This window comes from Enterobacter sp. Ap-1006 (genome assembly GCF_011752835.1).
Lineage (GTDB): Bacteria > Pseudomonadota > Gammaproteobacteria > Enterobacterales > Enterobacteriaceae > Cedecea.
Genome location: NZ_VWWU01000003.1, coordinates 102,469 through 124,205 on the forward strand (window position 1 = coordinate 102,469; position 21,737 = coordinate 124,205).

The following is a 21,737-nucleotide window of genomic DNA, read 5'->3' on the forward strand; positions in this document are numbered from 1 at the left end:
AGTATGGTTGTCCCTTATGAGCGATAAGAGGACGTTAATAGCCCAAACTCAGACAGAAAGTCCCATTGTCAAAACATTTCGAATTATGAAACTTATCTTCTCTTAGCATGTAATTTTTTAGCTCTTAAAGCAGATATTTTATTCTCAATTGTCCATGATGCCATATCATGTTGTGATTTCTCAAACTGCGTAATATGGAGCCAATAATCGCGGTGGTGGGCTTTGTTCGGAGACTTAATTATGTCTTCAAGTATGCAAGACAAGCTTTGGAAAGCGGCTTTTTTTTGATAAAGGTCTATCACCGATATGCCTTGAATTTTAGAAGTCAGCTCTGCATTGACATTCGTATTATTTGTATTCAATGCAACAATCCATTGACCGTGGGCAATCTTATTTCGTAGCAAGCTTGGGTCAAAAACATAAGCATCTATGAGTTCATTAATTTTCAGTTTTGCATTTGGGACATGGCTACTATTTTTCCCTTGTACTTTTTTAAAGGAAAGTTCGACGCATTTTTTCCATGCCTCTACGATATTTTTCTTACCTTTCATTTTAATTTGATTAATGTCATTGATACTCAGACCATTAGGAGTATGAATGACTTTTGAAAACACGGCTTCAGCGTAAGCGCAATAAACTTGAGCTAATAACTTTGTATGTATCTCAGCTGAAGAAATGTCGCCACAAGAATATGCAGCGTTGATAGACTTATTGATGTGTTTCCATGCTTGCTCAAGTGCTCTTACATTTTTTGTTTGAGCAGCAAAGACGTTGTTCCTATCAGATTCTTGCATTAGTTGACCTCGAGGTAGGTAAAAAGCACTCTGCGAATGCTCTTTACCTACCCGGAATTGAACCGGGATCCCATTCAGAAAATGGTGTCTTGCCAAATTAGACGATAGGTCTAAACCCATATTCGCCTTTGTGGATAAATTTGTCAAGATTAGAACTTACACAACTACATATGGGCTTCTGGGCTTCTGGGCTTCTGGGCTTCTGGGCTTCTGGGCTTCTGGGCTTCTGGGCTTCTGGGCTTCTGGGCTCAACTTGAAAATCACTTCCGATTCAGACATTTAGTAGCCACCAATCTTTATCCAAGGCTGTTATTAGAAAAGAGGAAATTCATAATTGTGCTAATCACTGATTGAGCCATCACTTACATCTTCGCCTATATTAATGAATAACGCACAGGGACCTAAGGTTTTTTCATTCCTTTATCAACCCTATCAAGCCAGTGTATTAAGTCAGTATGAATTGTTTTAGCCTTTTTCGTCATTATTGCTCTACGCATCTCATTCTCATCAGGATCTAAAAAATGAATGAATTGCATGAAACACAGAAAATCATTGTCAAACGTAGTTCGTGGCTCTTTAACTTGTAGATGTGTTGAGCGATTAATGCAAAATGCAATAAAATCAGCAAGTTGTAGCAATGGCTCTGAGTCTGAAGACTCATACATACCATTGTAACTAGCAACGACACCGGAGAAAATCTCCTCAGCAAAAGGAGTCTTGGCACGTTCCCTCCCTTCATCCATAAATAAAATTACGTTCTCTGGATGGTTTTTGCACCTCATTCTTAATTTTAGTAATAGCATCAACAAAGATAAGTCTTCAAATTTATTTGTATCGAAACCAGGAAGATTCAGGTTTATTAATTTACCACCATGATCTTTAATAGTCCTATCGTCAACAGTCTGTATTACAAATTTAATATTAAATTTTACAGCAAAGACTGCAAAGCGTTGAAATATTAGCATGTTGGTTATTGAGTCGTTAGTAGTTAAACATTTCCAGTCGCGTTGCCTGTTATAAATATCTGTGAAATGAAACTCCTTAGCTTTAATTCCTAGGTTTACATTTAATTCTTGCAAGTAATCTATAATGCTCTTCCTCAATGGATTTACAAATTCATCATCGACAATTACAGCCACATGCGTCCTTCTATTTTTAGTAACGTAGACTGAATTACCATTTCCAGCAGTACCATATGTATCATCAATTGCGATATGCATTTATTCCCCTAATATAGAGTGTGATTATTAAACATATAACTGAAACATATACTCTCTCTAAAATGATAAAAAATCCACAAGATTAAATGTTGGATATTTGACCTGCTCCTCATACCTGGAAATGACATAATGTTAGCAACGTCCGCTGTTGGCACAGAGCGGACGTGAATCCTTCACGCTATAAAACCACAATAAATATATTGCTCTTAGCTGAGGCAAATCACTCTCCCGGCGCACTCGCCGTCCTTTAAATCCATAATGACCAGGGCGGCACGATCCTCTGGCGCCTGAGCGATAAGTTCACCTTTTGCATTCCATGCGGCGCTTTTCCCGACTGGCTTCCAACCGCCTGAGGTGCCACAGTAATTGGCCATTAGCGTAGGCATTGCGTAATATTTTGCGTAGTTTTTAAGCACATCGGTATCTTTCTCATAGCCGCCTGCGCTCAAAACTGAATTAATATAAATCTCAGCGCCTATCTGCACCGTTTGTTCTACATGCCTCGGCTGCCCGGCGTCCGCGCATATAGCCAAGCCGATGTTAAACGTGCGGGCCGTAATAACACACGCCGCTTTGCCGGATGAAAAGTAATCAGACTCTCCGGGATGAAGATACATTTTTCGATAATAAGAAATTGGCTGCCCGGCAGAAATGACACATGCGCCAATAGCCGGTTTATTATCCTGCACATACAAAGGTGCCCCCGCCACAATGGTCATCTCATGGCGGTCGGCCAATGCCTGAAGCGGCTGGAGGCAGGACTCATCGGTGAGAGCCAATTTTTCAGCTAACTCAGGCTCATAACCCGTTAAAGAAAGCTCCGGAAAAATGATCAGGTTTACATCTGCCGAGGCGGCCAAAGTAATCAGCAATTCGTGACAGCGCATATTCTCTTCAATATTGCCGCGAACCGGAGCAAACTGTCCCGCGGCAATGCTTAACCTTTCCCGAATACCGTTCATACTTATCCCCGCAATTTTTTTACAATCATCGGCTAAAATCTTAAAACAAACACCTTGCCTCATATTCAGGCAGCCCCAATGTTCTTTTGGCGCAGGGGTGGTAACCATCATCCAAAACCGAACAATAAAAAACGGGAACCCTGAGGTTCCCGTTGTCACATCACCAGCGGCGCTGATTACATGTGTTTAATGATAGCGTCGCCAAACTCTGAACATTTCAGCAGCTTAGCGCCATCCATCAGACGCTCGAAGTCATAGGTTACGGTCTTAGCTTCGATAGCGCCTTCCATACCCTTAACGATCAGGTCAGCTGCTTCGAACCATTCCATATGACGCAGCATCATTTCTGCGGACAGAATGATGGAGCCTGGGTTCACTTTGTCCTGGCCTGCGTACTTAGGTGCGGTACCGTGGGTCGCTTCGAACAGCGCGCAGTCGTCACCGATGTTTGCGCCCGGGGCGATACCGATGCCGCCAACCTGTGCCGCCAGGGCATCAGAAATGTAGTCGCCGTTCAGGTTCATACAGGCGATCACGTCGTATTCTGCAGGGCGCAGCAGGATCTGCTGCAGGAACGCATCGGCGATCACGTCTTTAACAACGATCTCTTTGCCGGTGTTCGGGTTCTTGATTTTCACCCACGGGCCGCCGTCGATCAGCTCACCGCCGAACTCTTCACGAGCCAGCTGGTAGCCCCAGTCTTTGAACGCGCCTTCGGTGAACTTCATGATGTTGCCTTTGTGCACCAGGGTCACGGAATCACGGTCGTTGGTGATCGCGTATTCGATGGCCGCACGTACCAGGCGTTTGGTGCCTTCTTCGGAGCAAGGCTTGATGCCGATACCGCAGTGCTCAGGGAAGCGAATTTTCTTCACGCCCATTTCGTCACGCAGGAACTTGATAACTTTGTCCGCTTCAGCGCTGTCCGCTTTCCACTCGATACCCGCATAGATATCTTCGGAGTTCTCACGGAAGATAACCATGTCGGTCAGCTCAGGCTGTTTCACCGGGCTTGGGGTGCCCTGGTAGTAACGTACCGGGCGCAGGCAAACGTACAGGTCCAGCTGCTGACGCAGGGCAACGTTCAGGGAGCGAATACCGCCGCCGACTGGGGTAGTCAGTGGGCCTTTGATGGCCACGCGGTAGTCGCGAATCAGGTCCAGAGTTTCTTCTGGCAGCCAGACGTCCTGGCCATAAACTTGGGTAGATTTTTCGCCGGTGTAGATTTCCATCCAGGAAATTTTCCGCTCGCCGTTGTAGGCTTTTGCCACGGCAGCATCCACCACTTTAATCATGGCAGGAGTTACGTCCACACCGATACCGTCCCCTTCAATGAACGGGATCACCGGGTTGTGAGGAACGTTGATTTTGCCATTTTGCAGGGTGATCTTTTTACCTTCCGCCGGAACGACTACTTTGCTTTCCATTCACCTCTCCTTCGAGCGCTTCTGGTTTTTTGTTAATGATTTGTAATTTGCGGGCTCATACTACTGCAATATCGGGCTCGCGCCAATCACTCATGTTTTCCGTTATAATGCGTCAATCCACCCGCGCTGAAAACACTATGAACAAAACTTCTTTTAGGAATCACCAAGTTAAACGATTCAGCAACCCACAAGTCGCCAGGCGCAAGAAGCCTGACGGTCCAAAGAAGCTGGTTATCTTCAATAAGCCCTACGATGTGCTGCCGCAGTTCACCGACGAAGCAGGGCGCAGCACACTAAAGGATTACATTCCTTTACAAGGCATCTATGCCGCGGGGCGATTAGATCGCGACAGCGAAGGGCTGCTGGTGCTCACCAACGACGGAGCATTGCAGGCGAAACTGACCCAGCCGGGCAAACGCACCGGCAAAATCTATTACGTGCAGGTGGAAGGCGAGCCAACGGAGGAAGCGCTTAACGCCCTGCGCAACGGCGTCGAGCTGAACGACGGCCCCACATTACCGGCAGGCGCCGAACTGGTTGCCGAACCAGAATGGCTGTGGCCGCGTAACCCGCCGATTCGCGAACGTAAGGCGATCCCCACCAGCTGGCTGAAGATCACGCTTTATGAAGGCCGTAACCGCCAGGTTCGCCGCATGACGGCGCACGTGGGCTACCCTACCCTGCGCCTGATTCGCTACGCCATGGGCGACTACACGCTGGAAGGCCTGGCCAACGGCGAGTGGCGCGAAGTCCCCCCGGAGCAACCAAAATGAAAAAGATACTGCTGCTGAGCTTACTGCTCGGCTCCGCCACCGCAGGCGCGGCAAGCTTTGACTGCGCCAAAGCCAGCGCGCCAGACGAAAAAGCGATTTGTGCCAATCGGGCGCTGAATGATAAAGACGTTGAAATGGCCACCGAATACCGGCTGTTAAAAGGGCTGTTTGCCATGGGTGGCCAGGGCACCATGCAGGATCAGCAACAGGCGTGGCTTAAAGACCGCCGGGCCTGCGGCGCGAACGTTGCGTGCCTGACCACGCAGTACAACAAGCGCCTCAGCGCGCTGGATGCCATTTACGCCAAAATCGACAAACCGCTTTAACCCAGGAGAAGTGATGTTTAAACCGCACGTCACCGTGGCCTGCGTTGTTCAGGCCGAAGGTCAGTTTTTAGTCGTCGAAGAAACCATTCACGGCCAAGCACTGTGGAACCAGCCCGCCGGGCATCTCGAAGCCGACGAAACGCTGCTTGAAGCCGCGAAGCGTGAGCTGTGGGAAGAAACAGGGATTACCGCCGAGCCGCAGAGCTTTATCCGCATGCACCAGTGGATCGCCCCGGACAACACGCCTTTCCTGCGCTTCCTGTTTGCTATCGACCTCGATAAGCAGCTGCCGACCACCCCGCACGACAGCGACATTGACCGCTGCCTGTGGCTCGATGCAGAAGCCATTCTCAATGCGGCAAATCTGCGCTCGCCGCTGGTGGCGGAAAGCATCCGCTGTTACCAGCAGGAGCCGCGTTATCCCCTGTCGGTGCTGGGGGCTTTTAACTGGCCGTTTACAGAGGGTGTCAAGTAGCGGCCTGCGTGATAGAATACGCCGCTTTGAAGTTCAATGTCGTGAGTCTCTCCATGTCTGATAACAGCCAGAAAAAAGTGATCGTCGGGATGTCCGGCGGCGTCGATTCCTCCGTTTCCGCTTACCTGCTGATGCAGCAGGGCTATAAGGTGGAAGGCCTGTTCATGAAGAACTGGGAAGAAGACGATGGCGAGGAGTACTGCACCGCAGCGGAAGATTTAGCCGATGCGCAGGCCGTTTGCGACAAGCTGGGCATTGAACTGCACACCGTTAACTTTGCCGCAGAGTACTGGGACAACGTGTTCGAACTGTTCCTCGAAGAGTACAAAGCCGGGCGCACGCCAAACCCGGATATCCTCTGCAACAAAGAGATCAAATTTAAAGCCTTCCTGGAATTTGCCGCCGAAGATTTAGGTGCCGACTACATTGCTACCGGCCACTACGTGCGCCGCGCTGACGTGAACGGTAAAAGCCAACTGCTGCGCGGCCTGGATAGTAACAAAGACCAGAGCTACTTCCTCTATACGCTGAGCCACGAACAGATTGCCCAAAGCCTGTTCCCGGTCGGCGAGCTGGAAAAACCAGAAGTGCGCCGCATTGCCGAAGAGCTGGATCTGGTCACCGCGAAGAAAAAAGATTCCACCGGCATCTGTTTCATCGGCGAGCGCAAGTTCCGCGACTTCCTGGGCCGCTATCTGCCAGCCCAGCCGGGTAAAATTATTACCGTGGACGGCGAAACCGTCGGCGAGCACCAGGGGCTGATGTATCACACTCTCGGTCAGCGTAAAGGCCTCGGCATCGGCGGCACCAAAGAAGGGTCTGAAGATCCGTGGTACGTGGTCGATAAAGACGTCGCCAACAATATTCTTATCGTCGCGCAGGGTCACGATCACCCGCGTCTGATGTCGGTCGGGCTGATTGCCCAGCAGCTTCACTGGGTGGATCGCGAGCCGCTGACCGCGCCGCTGAGCTGCACGGTGAAAACCCGCTACCGCCAGACGGATATCCCCTGCACGATTACGCCGCTGGACGCTGAGCGCATAGAAGTGCGTTTTGAAGAGCCGGTGGCTGCCGTCACCCCAGGCCAGTCCGCGGTGTTCTACCTCGGCGAAGTGTGCCTCGGCGGCGGCATTATCGAGCAGCGTTTGCCGCTCGTCAGTTAATTACACACAAGGACGCAGCCTGGTGGCTAAAAACTACTACGACATTACTCTCGCGCTGGCCGGCATTTGCCAGTCAGCCCGTCTGGTTCAGCAGTTGGCACATCAGGGTCATTGCGACAGCGACGCGCTCCACGTCTCGCTCAACAGCGTGATTGACCAGAATCCAGGCTCAACCCTGGATGTTTTTGGCGGCAGCGAAGCTAACCTTAAGCTCGGGCTTGAAACTCTGCTGGGCGTGCTAAACGCCAGCAGCCGCCAGGGACTGAGCGCCGAGCTGACGCGCTATACGCTCAGCCTGATGGTGCTGGAGCGTAAACTCCACGCTGCCAAAGGCGCGATGGACACGCTCGGCAGCAAAATTAATGGCCTGCAGCGCCAGCTGGAACACTTTGATCTCGAGTCTGACACGCTACTGAGCGCCATGGCCGGGATCTACGTGGATGTCATCAGCCCGCTTGGCCCGCGTATTCAGGTCACCGGTTCCCCTGCCGTGCTGCAAAGCCCGCAGGTGCAAAGTAAAGTACGCGCGGCGCTGCTGGCCGGGATCCGTGCCGCGGTGCTGTGGCATCAGGTTGGCGGTGGCCGCCTGCAGTTAATGTTTTCTCGTCGTCGCCTGACCGATCAGGCCAAACAAATTCTTGCTCATTGTTAACCTCTCAGGAGTTGTTATGGAATTATCCTCACTGACCGCCGTTTCCCCCGTTGACGGGCGCTACGGCGACAAAGTCAGCGCTCTGCGCGCTATTTTCAGCGAATTCGGTCTGCTGAAATTCCGCGTACAGGTCGAAGTACGTTGGCTGCAAAAGCTGGCCGCGCACGCAGCGATCAAGGAAGTTCCTGCTTTTGATGCGGACGCAAACGGTTACCTTGATAAAATCGTCGCCGAGTTCAGCGAGGCTGACGCCGCGCGCATCAAAACCATCGAGCGCACCACCAACCACGACGTGAAAGCGGTGGAATACTTCCTGAAAGAGAAAGTGGAAGCGATCCCTGCCCTGCACGCGGTGTCCGAATTTATTCACTTCGCCTGTACTTCCGAAGACATCAACAACCTGTCCCACGCGCTGATGCTCGACACCGCGCGTAAAGACGTGGTCCTGCCGTACTGGCGTAAAATCATCGATGCGGTGAAAGATCTGGCGGTGCAGTACCGCGACATCCCGCTGCTGTCCCGTACCCACGGCCAGCCGGCGACCCCATCCACCATGGGGAAAGAGATGGCAAACGTCGCTTACCGCATGGAGCGCCAGTTCCGCCAGCTCGGCAACGTTGAAATCCTCGGCAAAATCAACGGCGCGGTCGGCAACTACAACGCCCACATCGCCGCTTACCCGGAAGTGGACTGGCACCAGTTCAGCGAAGAGTTCGTGACTTCTCTGGGCGTTCAGTGGAACCCGTACACCACCCAGATCGAACCGCACGACTATATCGCCGAGCTGTTTGACTGCATCGCGCGCTTCAACACCATCCTGATCGACTTCGACCGCGACGTGTGGGGCTACATCGCCCTGAACCACTTCAAGCAGAAAACTATCGCCGGTGAAATTGGCTCCTCCACCATGCCGCACAAGGTGAACCCGATTGACTTCGAAAACTCCGAAGGCAACCTCGGCCTGTCCAACGCCATGCTGCAGCACCTGGCAAGCAAACTGCCGGTGTCCCGCTGGCAGCGTGACCTGACCGACTCTACCGTGCTGCGTAACCTGGGCGTGGGTATCGGCTATGCGTTGATCGCCTATCAGTCCACCCTGAAGGGCGTGAGCAAGCTGGAAGTGAACCGCGACCGCCTGCTGGACGAGCTGGATCACAACTGGGAAGTGCTGGCTGAGCCGATTCAGACCGTGATGCGCCGCTACGGCATCGAAAAGCCGTACGAGAAGCTGAAAGAGCTGACCCGCGGCAAACGCGTTGACGCCGAAGGCATGAAGCAGTTCATCGACAGCCTCGAGCTGCCGGAAGAAGAGAAAACTCGCCTGAAAGCCATGACGCCTGCCAACTATATTGGCCGCGCCATTACCATGGTTGACGAGCTGAAGTAATGAAAAATGCCCTCTTCGGAGGGCTTTTTTTTGCCTGCAATTTGCCCCTCACCCCGGCCCTCTCCCCAGAGGGGCGAGGGGGAAAACAAGTGACAAAACACCTTTGTCATCCCCTCCCCCCAAAGGGGCGAGGGAGGAAACAAGTGACAAGGTATATTTTTTTATCCCCTCTCCCTCTGGGAGAGGGTTAGGGTGAGGGTCTCCAGCCAAATGCGATTGTTGACTAAGCGTTAATCTCCATAAGGGCATTGTTTATACGAGGTTTATTTCCTGTCATTAATAATTAGCGCTAAACTATCAATACTATGAATGGATTGAGGAAATACAATGCGCGTACTGGTCGTGGAAGATAATGCCCTGCTGCGTCATCACCTTAAGGTGCAGCTGCGTGAAGCAGGCCACCAGGTGGATGCGGCCGAGGATGCCAAAGAGGCAGACTATTTCCTGAATGAACATACCCCGGACATCGCAATTGTTGACTTAGGCCTGCCGGATGAAGACGGCATGAGCCTGATCCGCCGCTGGCGCAGCCATGACGTAACCATTCCCATCATGGTATTAACCGCCCGTGAAGGCTGGCAGGACAAAGTTGAAGTTCTGGGCGCCGGGGCCGATGACTACGTCACTAAACCTTTCCATCTGGAAGAAGTGGTCGCCCGTATGCAGGCGCTGATGCGCCGTAACAGCGGTCTGGCTTCGCAGGTGATTTCCCTGCCGCCGTTCCAGGTCGATTTGTCCCGCCGCGAGCTGTCGATTAACGACAACCTGATCAAGCTCACCGCGTTTGAATACACCATCATGGAAACCATCATCCGCAACGCCGGGAAGGTGGTCAGCAAAGACTCGCTGATGCTGCAGCTCTACCCGGACGCCGAACTGCGCGAAAGCCACACTATTGACGTGCTGATGGGCCGTTTACGTAAAAAAATTCAGGCTGAATACCCGCAGGAAGTGATCACCACCGTGCGCGGGCAGGGCTACAGGTTCGATCTCCACTAAATGCTGAACATTTTTCGCCATATCCTGCCGCTGTCGCTGCGGGTTCGTTTCTTACTGGCTACCGCCGCGGTTGTGATGGTGCTTTCCCTGGCTTACGGCCTGGTGGCGCTGGTGGGCTACAGCGTCAGCTTCGATAAAACCACCTTCCGCCTGCTGCGCGGGGAAAGTAACCTGTTCTATACGCTGTCCAGCTGGAAGGACGGCAAGCTGCAGGTGGACTTGCCCGATAACATCAGCATCCAAAGCCCGACCATGGCGCTGATTTACGACGAGCACGGCAAACTGCTGTGGATGCAGCGCAACGTCCCGGACGTGGTGCAGCAGATCCAGAAAGAGTGGCTGACCGGCAACGGCTTCCACGAGCTGGAGGCCGACTACGCAACGAGTACCGCCCTGCTGGACAACGACAAAGACCGCCTGGCCCAGCTGAAAGACATGCACGATGACGAAAGCGACGACGGCTACGAGATGACCCACTCGGTGGCGGTCAACCTTTACCCGGCGACGGCGCGCATGCCGGCGCTGACCGTGGTCGTGGTGGACACCATTCCTATCGAGCTAAAGCGCTCGTACATGGTGTGGAGCTGGTTTATTTACGTCCTGCTGGCCAACCTGCTGCTGGTAGTGCCGCTGCTGTGGCTTGCCGCCTGGTGGAGCCTGCGCCCGATTCAGGAACTCGCTCAGGAAGTGCGCGAGCTGGAAAAACACGACCGCGACAGCCTGAACCCGGAAACAACCCGCGAGCTGACAAGCCTGGTGCGTAACCTTAACCAGCTGCTGCGCACCGAGCGCGATCGCCACGACAAGTACCGCACCACGCTAACGGACTTAACGCACAGCCTGAAAACGCCGCTCGCCGTGCTGCAGTCGACCCTGCGGTCGCTGCGCACCGACAAGATGAACGTCGAGCAGGCCGAACCGGTGATGCTGGAGCAGATCAGCCGCATCTCGCAGCAGATCGGCTACTACCTGCATCGCGCCAGCATGCGCGGCAACAGCGCCCTGCTTAGCCGGGAGCTGCATTCCGTTGCCCCGCTGCTGGACAACCTGTGCTCGGCGCTGAACAAGGTTTACCAGCGCAAAGGGGTGAACATCACGCTGGACGTTTCGCCGGAAATCACCTTTATCGGCGAGCAAAATGACTTTATGGAAGTGATGGGCAACCTGCTGGATAACGCCTGCAAATACTGCCTCGAGTTTGTGGAAGTGACCGCCCGCCAGACCGACGACGCGCTGCACCTGATCGTGGAAGACGACGGCCCCGGTATTCCGGAAAGCAAACGCGCCATGGTCTTCGATCGCGGCCAGCGGGCCGATACGCTGCGCCCGGGCCAGGGCGTCGGGCTGTCGGTTGCCCGCGAAATTGTCGAGCAGTACAACGGCGAGATCCAGACCAGTGCCAGCATTCTGGGCGGCGCGCGCATGGAGGTGATTTTTGCCCGCCAGCAGCCGGAGCAGAATGAAGGGTGAAATAGTCCCGTAACCCGGCTCGCCATCCGTTATAATCCGTGTCAGGCTCCTCCATCTGCAGGAAGACAATAATATGGATTATCACCTGGATTTAAACTGGCCCGACTTTATTGCACGCTACTGGCAAAAACGCCCTGTGGTGCTGAAGCGCGGCTTTAAAAACTTCATCGACCCTATTTCACCGGATGAGCTGGCCGGTCTGGCCATGGAAAGCGAGGTGGACAGCCGCCTCGTGAGCCACCAGGGCGGCAAATGGCAGGTCAGCCACGGCCCGTTCCAGAGCTACGATCACCTCGGCGAAAACAACTGGTCGCTGCTGGTGCAGGCCGTGAACAACTGGCATGAACCTTCCAGCGCCCTGATGCGCCCCTTCCGCGCCCTGCCCGACTGGCGCATTGACGACCTGATGATCTCCTTCTCTGTGCCAGGCGGCGGCGTAGGCCCGCACCTGGACCAGTACGACGTGTTTATTATTCAGGGCGTGGGCCGCCGCCGCTGGCGCGTGGGCGAAAAAGTCGCCATGAAACAGCACTGCCCGCACCCGGACCTGCTCCAGGTTGAGCCGTTCGACGCCATCATCGACGAAGAGATGGAGCCGGGCGACATTCTGTATATTCCGCCGGGCTTCCCGCACGAAGGCTACTCGCTGGAAAACGCGCTGAACTACTCCGTCGGCTTCCGCGCGCCAAGCGGCCGCGAGCTGATCAGCGGCTTTGCCGACTACGTGCTGCAGCGCGAGCTGGGCGGGTTACGCTATACCGACCCGGATGTGCCTGAGCGCCAGCACCCGGCAGATATTCTGCCGCAGGAAATCGACAAGCTGCGCGAGATGATGCTGGATATCGTTAACCAGCCGGAGACCTTCCACAGCTGGTTTGGCGAGTTTATTACCCAGTCCCGCCACGAGCTGGACGTTGCGCCGCCGGAGCCGCCTTATCAGCCGGATGAGATCTACGACGCGCTGCAGCAGGGCGATAAGCTGGTGCGCCTGGGTGGCCTGCGCGTGCTCCGCGTGGCCGGAGAGGTGTACGTGAACGGCGAGAAGCTCGACAGCCCTCACCGCCCGGCGGTGGAAGCGCTGGCCAGCCACATTAAGCTGGACGCGGAGAAGTTTGGCGATGCGCTGGAAGATCCTTCCTTCCTCGCCACGTTAGCCGCGCTGGTGAACAGCGGCTACTGGTTCTTCGAAGACTAAAGCCCTGCCCCGCCTTTGCCGTTTATCGCGGTGAAGGCGGGATATTCCTGCCAACGGCGTAATTGTCACGCCGCATCCAGCCGCCAGCCCTGCAACAGCTGCACATTCACGCTCTGCCGCACCGCCAGCGGCGCAGAATGAAACGCGCTCAGCGCCTGCCCGTCCTGCAAACGCAGTTCCAGCAGATAGCGTTCCCCCTGATAAATACAGCTTTCGACGCTGGCCATCGGCCCGCTGCGTGAGATCTGCACATGCTCCGGGCGCACCAGAACCGGCACGGTTTTATTTCGCCCGGGCTGATCCAGTCCGCCGTGCAAGGCGGCGAGATCCAGACTTTGTAAGCCCGGCGAAACGGCGAGGGACAGCACGCTGCCCTGGCCGATAAACCCGGCCACCCAGCTATTCTGCGGCTGCTGATAAAGCTGCTGCGGGGTGCCCCACTGCATCAGTTCGCCCTGGTGCATCACCGCGATATGGCTGGCGAGCGCCATCGCCTCCGCCTGGTCGTGCGTGACGTAGACAAATGTCGCCCCCGTGCGGCGGTGAAACTCGCGGAAAGTCTGCTCCATAGTAGCGCGAAGATGGCGGTCGAGGTTCGCCAGCGGTTCATCAAGCAAAACCACACGCGGCTCTGAGACCAGGCAACGTGCCAGCGCCACCCGCTGACGCTGCCCGCCGCTGAGTTCCTGGGGCGAGCGCCCGAAATAGGCCCCAAGCTCCACGACCTCCAGCGCCTCCATCACACGTTTCTGCCTTGCCGCGCCGTTGACCTGGCGCAGCTTCAGCGGGTAGCCGACATTTTCCCCCACGGTCATGTGCGGCCACAGGGCGTAGGACTGAAACACCATGCCCATGTCGCGCTGTTCCGGCGGGACGTGGGTGCCGCTGTCGGCCAGCAGCTTATCGCCCAGCCACAGGCGACCGCCGCTCAGCGACTCCAGCCCGGCCACAATCCGCAGCGTGGTGGTTTTGCCGCAGCCACTCGGCCCCAGCAGGGCGGTAAAAGCTCCGGACGGGATCGTCAGGCTGAGATCCTTCACCACGGCCTGCTCGCCAAATAATTTGCTGAGCTTGTCCAGCCTTAGCTCTGCCATGGAATAACTCCTTTCGGTAAATAACGGCCCAGCGCGCCGAGCAACAGCATTACCACGGCGACCAGCCCCACCACCAGCACGGAAATCGCCGAGGCCATCACCTTGTCGCCGCTTTCGTCGAGGTTAAACACCACCACGCCGAGGGTCTCTTTTCCGGCGCTCCAGAGCAGCGCGGAGACAGTCAGCTCGTTCACCGCCGTGAGAAATACCAGCAGCGCACCGGCAAAGGCCGCCGGGGCCAGCAGCGGCAGCACGATGTGGCGTAACCGTTGGGAGGCGTCCGCTCCTGCCAGGCTCGCGGCCTCTTCCATCGCCGGATCCAGCTGCAGCATGCTGGTGTGAACCGGCTTCAGGCAGACGGTAAGAAACCGGGCCAGGTAGGCGAAGAAGATAATCGTCAACGTGCCGCTGAGACTGACGTTCAGCAGCGGCAGCGGGCGCGCAAACAGCAGAATGCAGGCGATGGCCAGCACCACGCCGGGAAGCGTGTAGGGAATGTCGATCAGGCTGTGCAGCCAGCGCAAAGGCCGACTGGGGCGACGCACCAGCAGCCAGGCCAGCGGCAGGCTCAGCGCCATCAGCAGCGCGGCGGCACTGACGGAGAGCAGCAGACTGTTGGTCAGCGCCCGCCAGGTAGCACTTTGCTCATCAAAAATGCCAGCCCAGGCGGCAAACGTCAGCGTGTCGCCGTTGAGCGGCACGCCCAGGGTTGGCACCAGCGAGGTCGCGATCAGCGCCAGCAGCGGGGCCACCAGCATCCCGGCCAGCACGAGCGCGAGCAGGATCTCCACCGCCAGCCGCCCTTTCCCTGTCGCAATACTTGCCGCCCGCCCGGCCATGCCGATCAGCGGCAAAGCGTAACGCCGCTGCATGATGCCCTGCAGCGTGACAATAGCGACGGCCAGCACGCCCATCAGCACCGAGAGCGAGGCCACCTCGTTCAGCATCGACGGGCCAAAGCTGGAGAGCGTCTGGTAGATGTACACGGGCAGCACGAAATAGGAGATGGGGATGCCGAGCATCGCCGGGATGCCGAAGTTGCCGAGGGCGGAAACAAAGGCCAGCGCCGCCCCGGCCCACAGCGCGGGTCGGCACAGCGGCAGAATAATGTCGATGAAAACTCTCCAAAGAGAAGCGCCGTTCAGCCTCGCCGCCTCAATCTGTTCCTGCGGCAAACTCTGCAACTGCGTGCGCAGGGTCAGGAACACCAGCGGCGCGTGCTGGATGCCAAGCAGGAAGGCGATCCCCTCCGCCGAATAAAGCGGATTGGGGCTGCCAAACCCCGGCGCCAGGCCGAGGCTGTTGAGCAGCACGCTGCCGGGGCCGAAAAGCTGCAGCCAGCTCAGGGCCGTGACCTGCGGCGGGATCATCATCGGCAGCATAAAGAGAAACGCCCACGCCTGGCGGCCCCGGATGTTCATCAGGCCGAGGCAAAAGGCAAACAGGCTGCCCAGCAGGAGCGAAAGCAGCGCCCCCAGGCCGCTGGTATACACACTATTCCATAGTGCGACCCAGGTGTTCGGGTTGCTGAGCACGCGGCCCAGGCTGCTTTGCCCACCGAGCCGCCAGTCCACCAACGCGGAGACCAGCAGCTGCAGGCTGGGGAGCAGGCTTAAGAGCGCAATGACGACAACAAGCAGGCGCAGCAGCCCTTTCATCAGGCTGCCGTCGTTAGGGCGGGACAATGCCGGGCTGAGCATCAATCAGCGGCTACCGAACAGGTCGGCAAACCGCTTTTTGTTCGCGTCGGTGTCCGCCAGCGCTTTGGCGGCATCAAACGGCATGATTTTGATGCTGTCGCGCGGCGGGAAGCCCTGCGGCACCGGCAGGCTGGCATCTGCTGGCAGATAGCCCTGTTTCAGCACCAGCTCCTGCCCCGCTTTGGAGAGCACGAAGTCGATAAACGCTTTTGCCGCTTCGGGATTTTTAGCGCCCTTCATCATCGCCACCGGCTCGGTGACAATGCTCACGCCCTCGGTCGGGAAGGCAAACTCAATCGGCGCGCCTTTGGCTTTCTCACGGATCGCCATGTAATCGACCAGCACGCCGTAGGCTTTGCTGCCGGAGGCAATGGCGTTCATCACCGCGCCGTTGCCGCTCTGCGGCATCGCCCCGTTGGCCTTCAGTTTTTCGTAGTAATCCCAGCCCAGCGTCGGCGCGCCCATGATCGCGGCCTGGTGGATCTGCGCCGCGCCGGAGTATAGCGGGCTTGGCAGCGTGGTCATGTTCTTCAGCTCGGGCTTGAGCAAATCGAGCCACGAAGTGGGCTTGACCGGGGCTTTGCTGTGGTACGCAATGCCGGTGGTAATCAACTTGGTACCGTAGTAATAGCCATCTTTGTCATAGAGCTGGGCATCGAAGCGCGCCGCCTCCGGCGACTTGTAGGCCGCCAGCAGGTTTTGCTGCTTGAGGGATTCCATGGTCACGCTGTCGGCAATCAGCAGCACGTCCGGCGCTGCGCCCCCGGCGGCCATTTCCGCCTGTAAGCGGGCGGTCAGCTTGCTGGTGCCGTCGCGGATCCATTTCACTTCGATGTCCGGGTTCGCTTTTTCAAAGGCGCTGACGGTGGTCTGCGCATCTTCATTGGGCTGGCTGGTGTAAAGCGTTAAGGTGGATTTTGCCAGAGCAGATGCACTCATTGCCGCCAGCATCACCGTCAACAACACATGTTTTTTCATCATTTTATGTCCCTTTTTTCCGTGGCGACGATTAAACCAGCCGAATCTGACAAGAGTATGACCGAAGCCGGACTGGCACCGCAGCTGGCTGGCCGGAGGCACGTTAAGCGTAGCGCTTAATAGCCCTAACAGGAGGAAAACATTATTAATCCCGGTAAATAATGGACTGTTTTTCATTGACTGCATATTGCCTTAAATTAAATTAACAGCATCAACCCTGTTATTTTAAAAAATAAGGAACCAACACATTATATATTGCACGCGCATGATGTTTTATATCAACCAAATAACAAATAAGCCAAAGCCTGCGCCAGGCACATATAAAAATCGCGCGAGTTTATTCGGTTGCTATAATCATCGAGCGTTTGGCGAAAAAAGTTAAACGCGGCAGGAAACATATTGCATATATTTAGTTTATTTACCCAACGTCAAATAAATATATTATATGGCATGCTCCGTTTTTATTTGACACACAGCATAAATATCCATTGTGGAGAACATTGTTATGTTCAATGAAAAAGCGATCGACGCGGCAGAAGCGTACTTTAGTCAAATCCACGGTTTGAAAGGGGCTGAACTCCTGAGTGACAAACCTCCTCTCGTTCCCGGCCTGTCTCAGGATGGCGCCGTACAATATCAAACCTATCAATTCAATGATGCCCCCGCTAATTTAAAAAAACAGGTGGAGGCTGGCCGCGTATTAATGGAACGCTTCGTCGGCGTTGCCAGCGCAGCGGTAAATAAAAAAGCCCCTAACAGTGCCGATAAATATAATTATAAAGAGTGGAAAGAAGTCACCCAGCAGCTGCTCAACGCCTTCTTTACCGATCCGGTCTCAGGCGATAAAAGCCTGGACACGTCGGTCAAAGGAATTGAAATAGCCAAAACGGTGATTGAATTTGCCTGCAGCGTTATCGCGGGGAATGTTTCTGCTTTTGCTGCCTTCCTGAAAGGCTTTGGCGACGGGCTTAGCGCAGAAATGAATAAGACCACCGCCGACTACAATTACCTGTATGCTTATTCCACTCACGATTTATTTAAAGACAACAGCGGCAATATTTTCTATAAGCCCAGTTTCCTGGTCTACGGCACCTATTTCAGCCAGGCGCAAAAGAAAATAGCCACTTCATGCGGCTCTTACAATGAGGTGAACCTCAAGTTCGGGGTCAATACTGTAGGCGGTACCTTCAAAATTGAAGAGTACTTTAGCAACCCCACTTTCAAGAAACGGGTCGATGATTTCCTCGATAAATATGAAGGGAAAGCCATCGATGAGACCGACTCCTACTTCGACGGTATCTTTAATGATTCCTCCCCGGCAAAAGATTACCAGTTCAAAAAGGAGCATGCCTATTAGCCTGATTGCTTCCGGCCAAAGGATGGCCGGGCATAATACTGTGAGCAACCCTGGCTGACTCCTGAAGGGGCGGGCACTGGCTCAACGTCTCCGCCCTGGAAGGGTTACATTGTGGTTAGCCCCCGTCTGGTGTAAGCCACCCCATTCGGGGGCTAATACTTTTCTAATGCAGTTTATTGAAAAAATTGAGGGGCGCGGCAATACGGCAACTGAAAAGGTAAGTGACGCCGGTGTATACCCGGCCCCGGGTAAGAAGAGGCTTCAGGCTGGCGGGAGAAGTCCCCACCCTGTAGCCGCCCGAGGATAAAAGATGGAAATCTGATTAGCGCCTGCCCATACTTGGGTGAACGTTAATAGGGACATTGAGCGCAATCCCATGAGCAAATCTCTGCATACTTTCCTCCTCTCCTGCCTGTTATTTGTCTGCCTGTGTCTGACGGCCCAAAGCAGCCTGGCGGCTCCGACTGAAGACCAGGATCCCAGCCTGAAAGAGATTGCCGGGCAGCTAAAGCAATACAAGACGCAGATAGACAACATTAAGCAGCAGGTGTCGCAGACCAATACCGACAACCGTCTAATCAAGCTGTTCGACACCACGCAAAAGCTGGGCGTGGAGGTGGATAGCCTGGCCGCGCTGCTGCAGCCGATGCACGACAAAGTGCAGGCTCAGCTGCAGGTGCTGGGGCCTGCTCCGGAGACCGCTGCGGGGAATGAAACCGCCAGCGTGTCCCGGCAGCGCAACGCGCTGAACAGCGACAAAAAGCAGATTGATGAGGCCATCAGCACCTCGCAAAGCCTGCAAACCAACATCCGGGCGCTAGGTATCCAGATTAACGATCTCCGCCGCACCTATTTTAAATCCCAGCTGGCGTCGAACAGCGGGAGCATGTTGAGCGCCACCTTCTGGCTGCAGGAAGCTGACACCCAGGCGGTGGATATCCAGCGCTTCAATGCCTTTGGCGAGCAGCTGCTCGAAACCTGGCAGGTAGCCTGGGAACCCGAGTTGTTCTGGGGCACCTTCTGGCTGCTCGTGGCTGCCGCCGCGATAGTGTTCGCTGGCTGCTACCTGATTGAGCGGCTGCTGGTCTGGATCGCCATCACCTGGCTGCCGGATGGCCGCCTGCGCCGCAGCTTCAATACGCTGGCCAGCACGGTAGTGACCATGTTTACTTTTGCGCTGGCGCTTTCCATTGTGAAAAGCGCCTTTTCCCGGGGGGCAGAGTTCTCTCCTCAGGTGAGCGATTTTGTCGACGGCTTTGTGCAGCTGGCCGTGTTCTGCTCATTGATTTATGGCGCAGGCCGCGCGTTCCTTTCCCTGAACCGCCCTTCGTGGCGGCTGATGCAGCTCGACGACAGCGTGGCGGAAAGCGTGCGTTACTTCCCGCCGCTGCTGGCCATTCTCGGCCTGCTCATTGGCTGCCTCGACCTGATTAATAATACAATTGGCGCCAGCCTGGGCACCACGATCCGCGCCAACGGGCTGATTTCTGCCGTTATGGCCAGCGTGCTGCTTGCCATGATGCTGCGCGTGCAGCACGCCCACCGGCGGCTGGAAAGAAACGGCGAGCCCGCCGAGAAGCGCTCCCGGCTCGACGCCCTGGTCTGCCTGCTGGTCATGCTCGCTTCGCTGGCGATTCTGGCTTCGCTGCTGGTCGGCTACATCGCCTTCGCCCGCTACCTGACTTACCAGGTCATTTGGTTCGGCATGGTGCTGGTGGCGTTTTATTATCTGGTGACCTTTGCCACCGACTTTTTCGCCGCCGTGTTTTCACCGCACACCGCCCCCGGCCAGGCGATGAAAAAGTCGCTGCGGTTTAAAGACCGGCACCTTGAACAGCTGGCAGTGGTGTTTACCGCCTTCACCAAATGCGCGCTGATACTCATGACCATCATCGCGCTGTTTAACGGCACCTTCGGCACCACCACGCCGAGCCTGCTTATCAGCAAGCTGGTGACGATTTTAAGCGGCGACGGGCTGAAGCAGCTACACATCGTGCCCGGCAACCTGCTGAACGCCGTACTTTGCCTGGTGATTGGCCTGTACATTCTGCGCGTGACCCAGCGCTGGCTCAGCCAGGAGCTGCTGCCCAAAACCATTGCCGATATCGGCATTCGTGCCTCACTGATTACTCTGTTTACCAACGTCGGCTACGTGCTACTGATCCTCATCACCCTCGCCGCGCTGGGCATTCAGTGGAACAACCTGGCCTGGATTGTCAGCGCCCTGTCCGTGGGGATCGGCTTTGGCCTGCAGGAGATTGTGAAGAACTTTATCTCTGGCCTGATCCTGCTCACCGAACGCCCGGTCAAGGTCGGCGATATGATCGGCATCGGCGGCATTGAGGGCGACGTGAGGCGGATCAACGTGCGCGCCACGGAGATCCAGCTCAGCGACCGCTCGACGATGATCGTCCCCAACTCGCAGCTGATTTCCCAGAACGTGCGCAACGCCACAATGGGCAATGCCCAAGGCGTGGTCACCATCGCTCTGACCTTCCCGACCAACATTGACCCGGAGCTGGTGCGCGATTTACTGCTCAGCGCCTACCAGGACTATGAGGTGATCCTCCCGACGCCTGCGCCGTACGTGCGCTTCAGCCAACTGGGGCCGGAGGGCATTATCCTGAGCGTGACCGGCTACGTCGCCAGCCCGCGCATGGTCGGCTCCAGCAAAAGCGAGTTGCTGTTTAATATCCTCAAGCTGCTGCGTAAGAATGAAGTGAACCTTTCCAGCCCGCAGGAAGTTGTTTTTATGAAGCAGCGGGCGAAAGCTTTGGACGATGACGACGAGTTTTCGTCTTAGGTTGAGGCGGTTTTCCGGGCCACTCACCTGAGCCTCAGGTGTCCTGCCCGCCTTCGCCGTGCTTTGTCACAGCGAAGGCGGGACGCCGTTTATTTAGTGCAGACCCTGCACCAGTTCGCCGTTAGTCCAGGCCAGGCCCTTCTTCGTGCGCACGAAGCGCGGCGCGGTTAAATTCTCTTCCAGCAGACTGAACAGCTGGCTGAGAAGATCCGTCATCTGCACCTGTTGAGCCTGCTCCAGCTGCTGGCCCAGCAGCACCTGGGTTACGGCGCTGCAATACTCACAGAGCACATCGGAATCGGCTTCCGACACGGTGCAGGGCGCCGCCGCGTGCCCTTCTTCCACCGTTAACCGCTCAATCAAGTGCTGCGGCAGCGGATGCGTTAAGACCACCCTCAGCACGTTAAACCCCGCCTGCAAACGCCCCACCAGCGCGATATATTCCGCATGGCTATGTGTTTCGGCTAATTCATCCACCCAGCAGCTGCAAATATCCAGCACATGGAATAAATCGTCCTTTGCGCCCAGCGGCATTTTTAATAACGCTGCGATGTCCTGAGCAATAATCATTTGATCCTTCGTCATTTCCGTGTACGCGAATGTGTTACTATCGGCGTTAGCCATAATGTGACTCCTTTTCAGTTACGTTGTGGTTAGCCCTCGTCTGGTGTTGGTGCACCTTTCGGGGGCGAATTCTTTCTTTGTGACCTTCGATTGCTTCTTGCGTATTAACCTCTGTTTTTATACTGGATAAGTCAACAGTGGTTTGGTTTAAAATTATTGGAAACCTAAAAAACTCGAGGGGGATCGCGGAATTGTGATAATTGAGGAATTGGGTTGCATTTGGGAGTTAATAATTTTGATGTAATCTCATTAAATTCTTAATTATTTTATTCTTGAAATAACTCAAGAAAATCTTAAAAGTGCCCCCTTCATAATATAAGCCATCATCATTTCAGTGA

The 21,737-nt window shown here is 55.2% G+C and carries 19 protein-coding genes; 11 read left to right on the forward strand and 8 right to left on the reverse strand.

Features of this window, described 5'->3' with window-relative positions:
* Nucleotides 1-92 precede the first annotated feature (92 nt).
* The 4 genes from F3J28_RS08715 to icd form a co-directional block, all read right to left on the reverse strand.
* Entirely contained in the window at nt 93-794 is a 702-nt protein-coding gene (locus tag F3J28_RS08715) for a hypothetical protein (protein ID WP_146108898.1), read from the reverse strand.
* A 401-nt stretch (nt 795-1,195) separates the two neighbouring features.
* The gene (locus F3J28_RS08720) at nt 1,196-2,014 is read right to left on the reverse strand and encodes a DUF3800 domain-containing protein (RefSeq protein WP_135762308.1); all 819 of its coding nucleotides are present in this window, start codon (nt 2,012-2,014) and stop codon (nt 1,196-1,198) included.
* A gap of 206 nt (nt 2,015-2,220) precedes the next feature.
* A complete protein-coding gene (locus F3J28_RS08725) occupies nt 2,221-3,087 on the reverse strand; it encodes a carbon-nitrogen hydrolase family protein (RefSeq protein WP_166875044.1) in 867 nt (288 codons plus the stop codon).
* A 65-nt stretch (nt 3,088-3,152) separates the two neighbouring features.
* Nucleotides 3,153-4,403: an NADP-dependent isocitrate dehydrogenase gene (gene icd, locus F3J28_RS08730; protein WP_166865332.1), complete on the reverse strand. Its 1,251-nt coding sequence runs from the start codon at nt 4,401-4,403 to the stop codon at nt 3,153-3,155.
* A 107-nt stretch (nt 4,404-4,510) separates the two neighbouring features.
* On the opposite strand from icd, the gene rluE reads away from it, so the two are divergent.
* The 9 genes from rluE (at nt 4,511) to F3J28_RS08775 (ending at nt 12,843) form a co-directional block, all read left to right on the forward strand.
* A complete protein-coding gene (gene rluE / locus F3J28_RS08735) occupies nt 4,511-5,176 on the forward strand; it encodes a 23S rRNA pseudouridine(2457) synthase RluE (RefSeq protein ID WP_166875047.1) in 666 nt (221 codons plus the stop codon).
* Nucleotides 5,173-5,502, forward strand: a complete 330-nt coding sequence (locus tag F3J28_RS08740) for a lysozyme inhibitor LprI family protein (protein WP_166875050.1) — start codon at nt 5,173-5,175, stop codon at nt 5,500-5,502. The genes rluE and F3J28_RS08740 overlap by 4 nt, the downstream gene beginning before the upstream one ends.
* A 13-nt stretch (nt 5,503-5,515) precedes the next feature.
* Nucleotides 5,516-5,977 (forward strand): NUDIX hydrolase, encoded by a 462-nt coding sequence (locus tag F3J28_RS08745; RefSeq protein WP_166875053.1) that lies wholly within the window; start codon nt 5,516-5,518, stop codon nt 5,975-5,977.
* A 53-nt stretch (nt 5,978-6,030) separates the two neighbouring features.
* On the forward strand, nt 6,031-7,140 hold the full coding sequence (gene mnmA, locus F3J28_RS08750; protein WP_166875056.1) for a tRNA 2-thiouridine(34) synthase MnmA: 1,110 nt from the start codon (nt 6,031-6,033) through the stop codon (nt 7,138-7,140).
* Nucleotides 7,141-7,162: 22 nt separating this feature from the next.
* On the forward strand, nt 7,163-7,792 hold the full coding sequence (hflD, locus tag F3J28_RS08755; RefSeq protein WP_166875059.1) for a high frequency lysogenization protein HflD: 630 nt from the start codon (nt 7,163-7,165) through the stop codon (nt 7,790-7,792).
* A 16-nt stretch (nt 7,793-7,808) separates the two neighbouring features.
* On the forward strand, nt 7,809-9,179 hold the full coding sequence (gene purB / locus F3J28_RS08760; RefSeq protein ID WP_166875062.1) for an adenylosuccinate lyase: 1,371 nt from the start codon (nt 7,809-7,811) through the stop codon (nt 9,177-9,179).
* A gap of 327 nt (nt 9,180-9,506) precedes the next feature.
* Nucleotides 9,507-10,178: a two-component system response regulator PhoP gene (gene phoP / locus F3J28_RS08765; RefSeq protein ID WP_008453365.1), complete on the forward strand. Its 672-nt coding sequence runs from the start codon at nt 9,507-9,509 to the stop codon at nt 10,176-10,178.
* On the forward strand, nt 10,179-11,648 hold the full coding sequence (phoQ, locus tag F3J28_RS08770; RefSeq protein ID WP_166865350.1) for a two-component system sensor histidine kinase PhoQ: 1,470 nt from the start codon (nt 10,179-10,181) through the stop codon (nt 11,646-11,648).
* Nucleotides 11,649-11,721: 73 nt separating this feature from the next.
* Nucleotides 11,722-12,843: a ribosomal protein uL16 3-hydroxylase gene (locus tag F3J28_RS08775; protein WP_008453370.1), complete on the forward strand. Its 1,122-nt coding sequence runs from the start codon at nt 11,722-11,724 to the stop codon at nt 12,841-12,843.
* A gap of 65 nt (nt 12,844-12,908) precedes the next feature.
* On the opposite strand, the gene F3J28_RS08780 is transcribed toward F3J28_RS08775, so the two are convergent.
* From F3J28_RS08780 to F3J28_RS08790, 3 genes are read right to left on the reverse strand one after another with little or no spacing between them, the layout of a single operon-like run.
* A complete protein-coding gene (locus tag F3J28_RS08780; RefSeq protein ID WP_166875065.1) occupies nt 12,909-13,937 on the reverse strand; it encodes an ABC transporter ATP-binding protein in 1,029 nt (342 codons plus the stop codon).
* Nucleotides 13,925-15,637, reverse strand: coding sequence for an ABC transporter permease (locus F3J28_RS08785; RefSeq protein WP_166876502.1), 1,713 nt, complete (start codon nt 15,635-15,637; stop codon nt 13,925-13,927). Before F3J28_RS08785 ends, F3J28_RS08780 begins: the two co-directional genes overlap by 13 nt.
* Nucleotides 15,638-15,640: 3 nt before the next feature.
* A complete protein-coding gene (locus tag F3J28_RS08790; RefSeq protein WP_166875068.1) occupies nt 15,641-16,618 on the reverse strand; it encodes an ABC transporter substrate-binding protein in 978 nt (325 codons plus the stop codon).
* Between the two features lie 502 nt (nt 16,619-17,120).
* On the opposite strand from F3J28_RS08790, the gene F3J28_RS08795 reads away from it, so the two are divergent.
* Nucleotides 17,121-17,972 (forward strand): Evf family palmitoylated virulence factor, encoded by an 852-nt coding sequence (locus F3J28_RS08795; protein WP_008453376.1) that lies wholly within the window; start codon nt 17,121-17,123, stop codon nt 17,970-17,972.
* A gap of 376 nt (nt 17,973-18,348) precedes the next feature.
* Entirely contained in the window at nt 18,349-20,775 is a 2,427-nt protein-coding gene (locus F3J28_RS08800) for a DUF3772 domain-containing protein (protein ID WP_166875071.1), read from the forward strand.
* A 93-nt stretch (nt 20,776-20,868) separates the two neighbouring features.
* Here the strand turns inward: F3J28_RS08800 and F3J28_RS08805 are convergent, their stop codons facing one another.
* Nucleotides 20,869-21,399 (reverse strand): hypothetical protein, encoded by a 531-nt coding sequence (locus F3J28_RS08805; protein WP_166875074.1) that lies wholly within the window; start codon nt 21,397-21,399, stop codon nt 20,869-20,871.
* Nucleotides 21,400-21,737 lie beyond the last annotated feature (338 nt).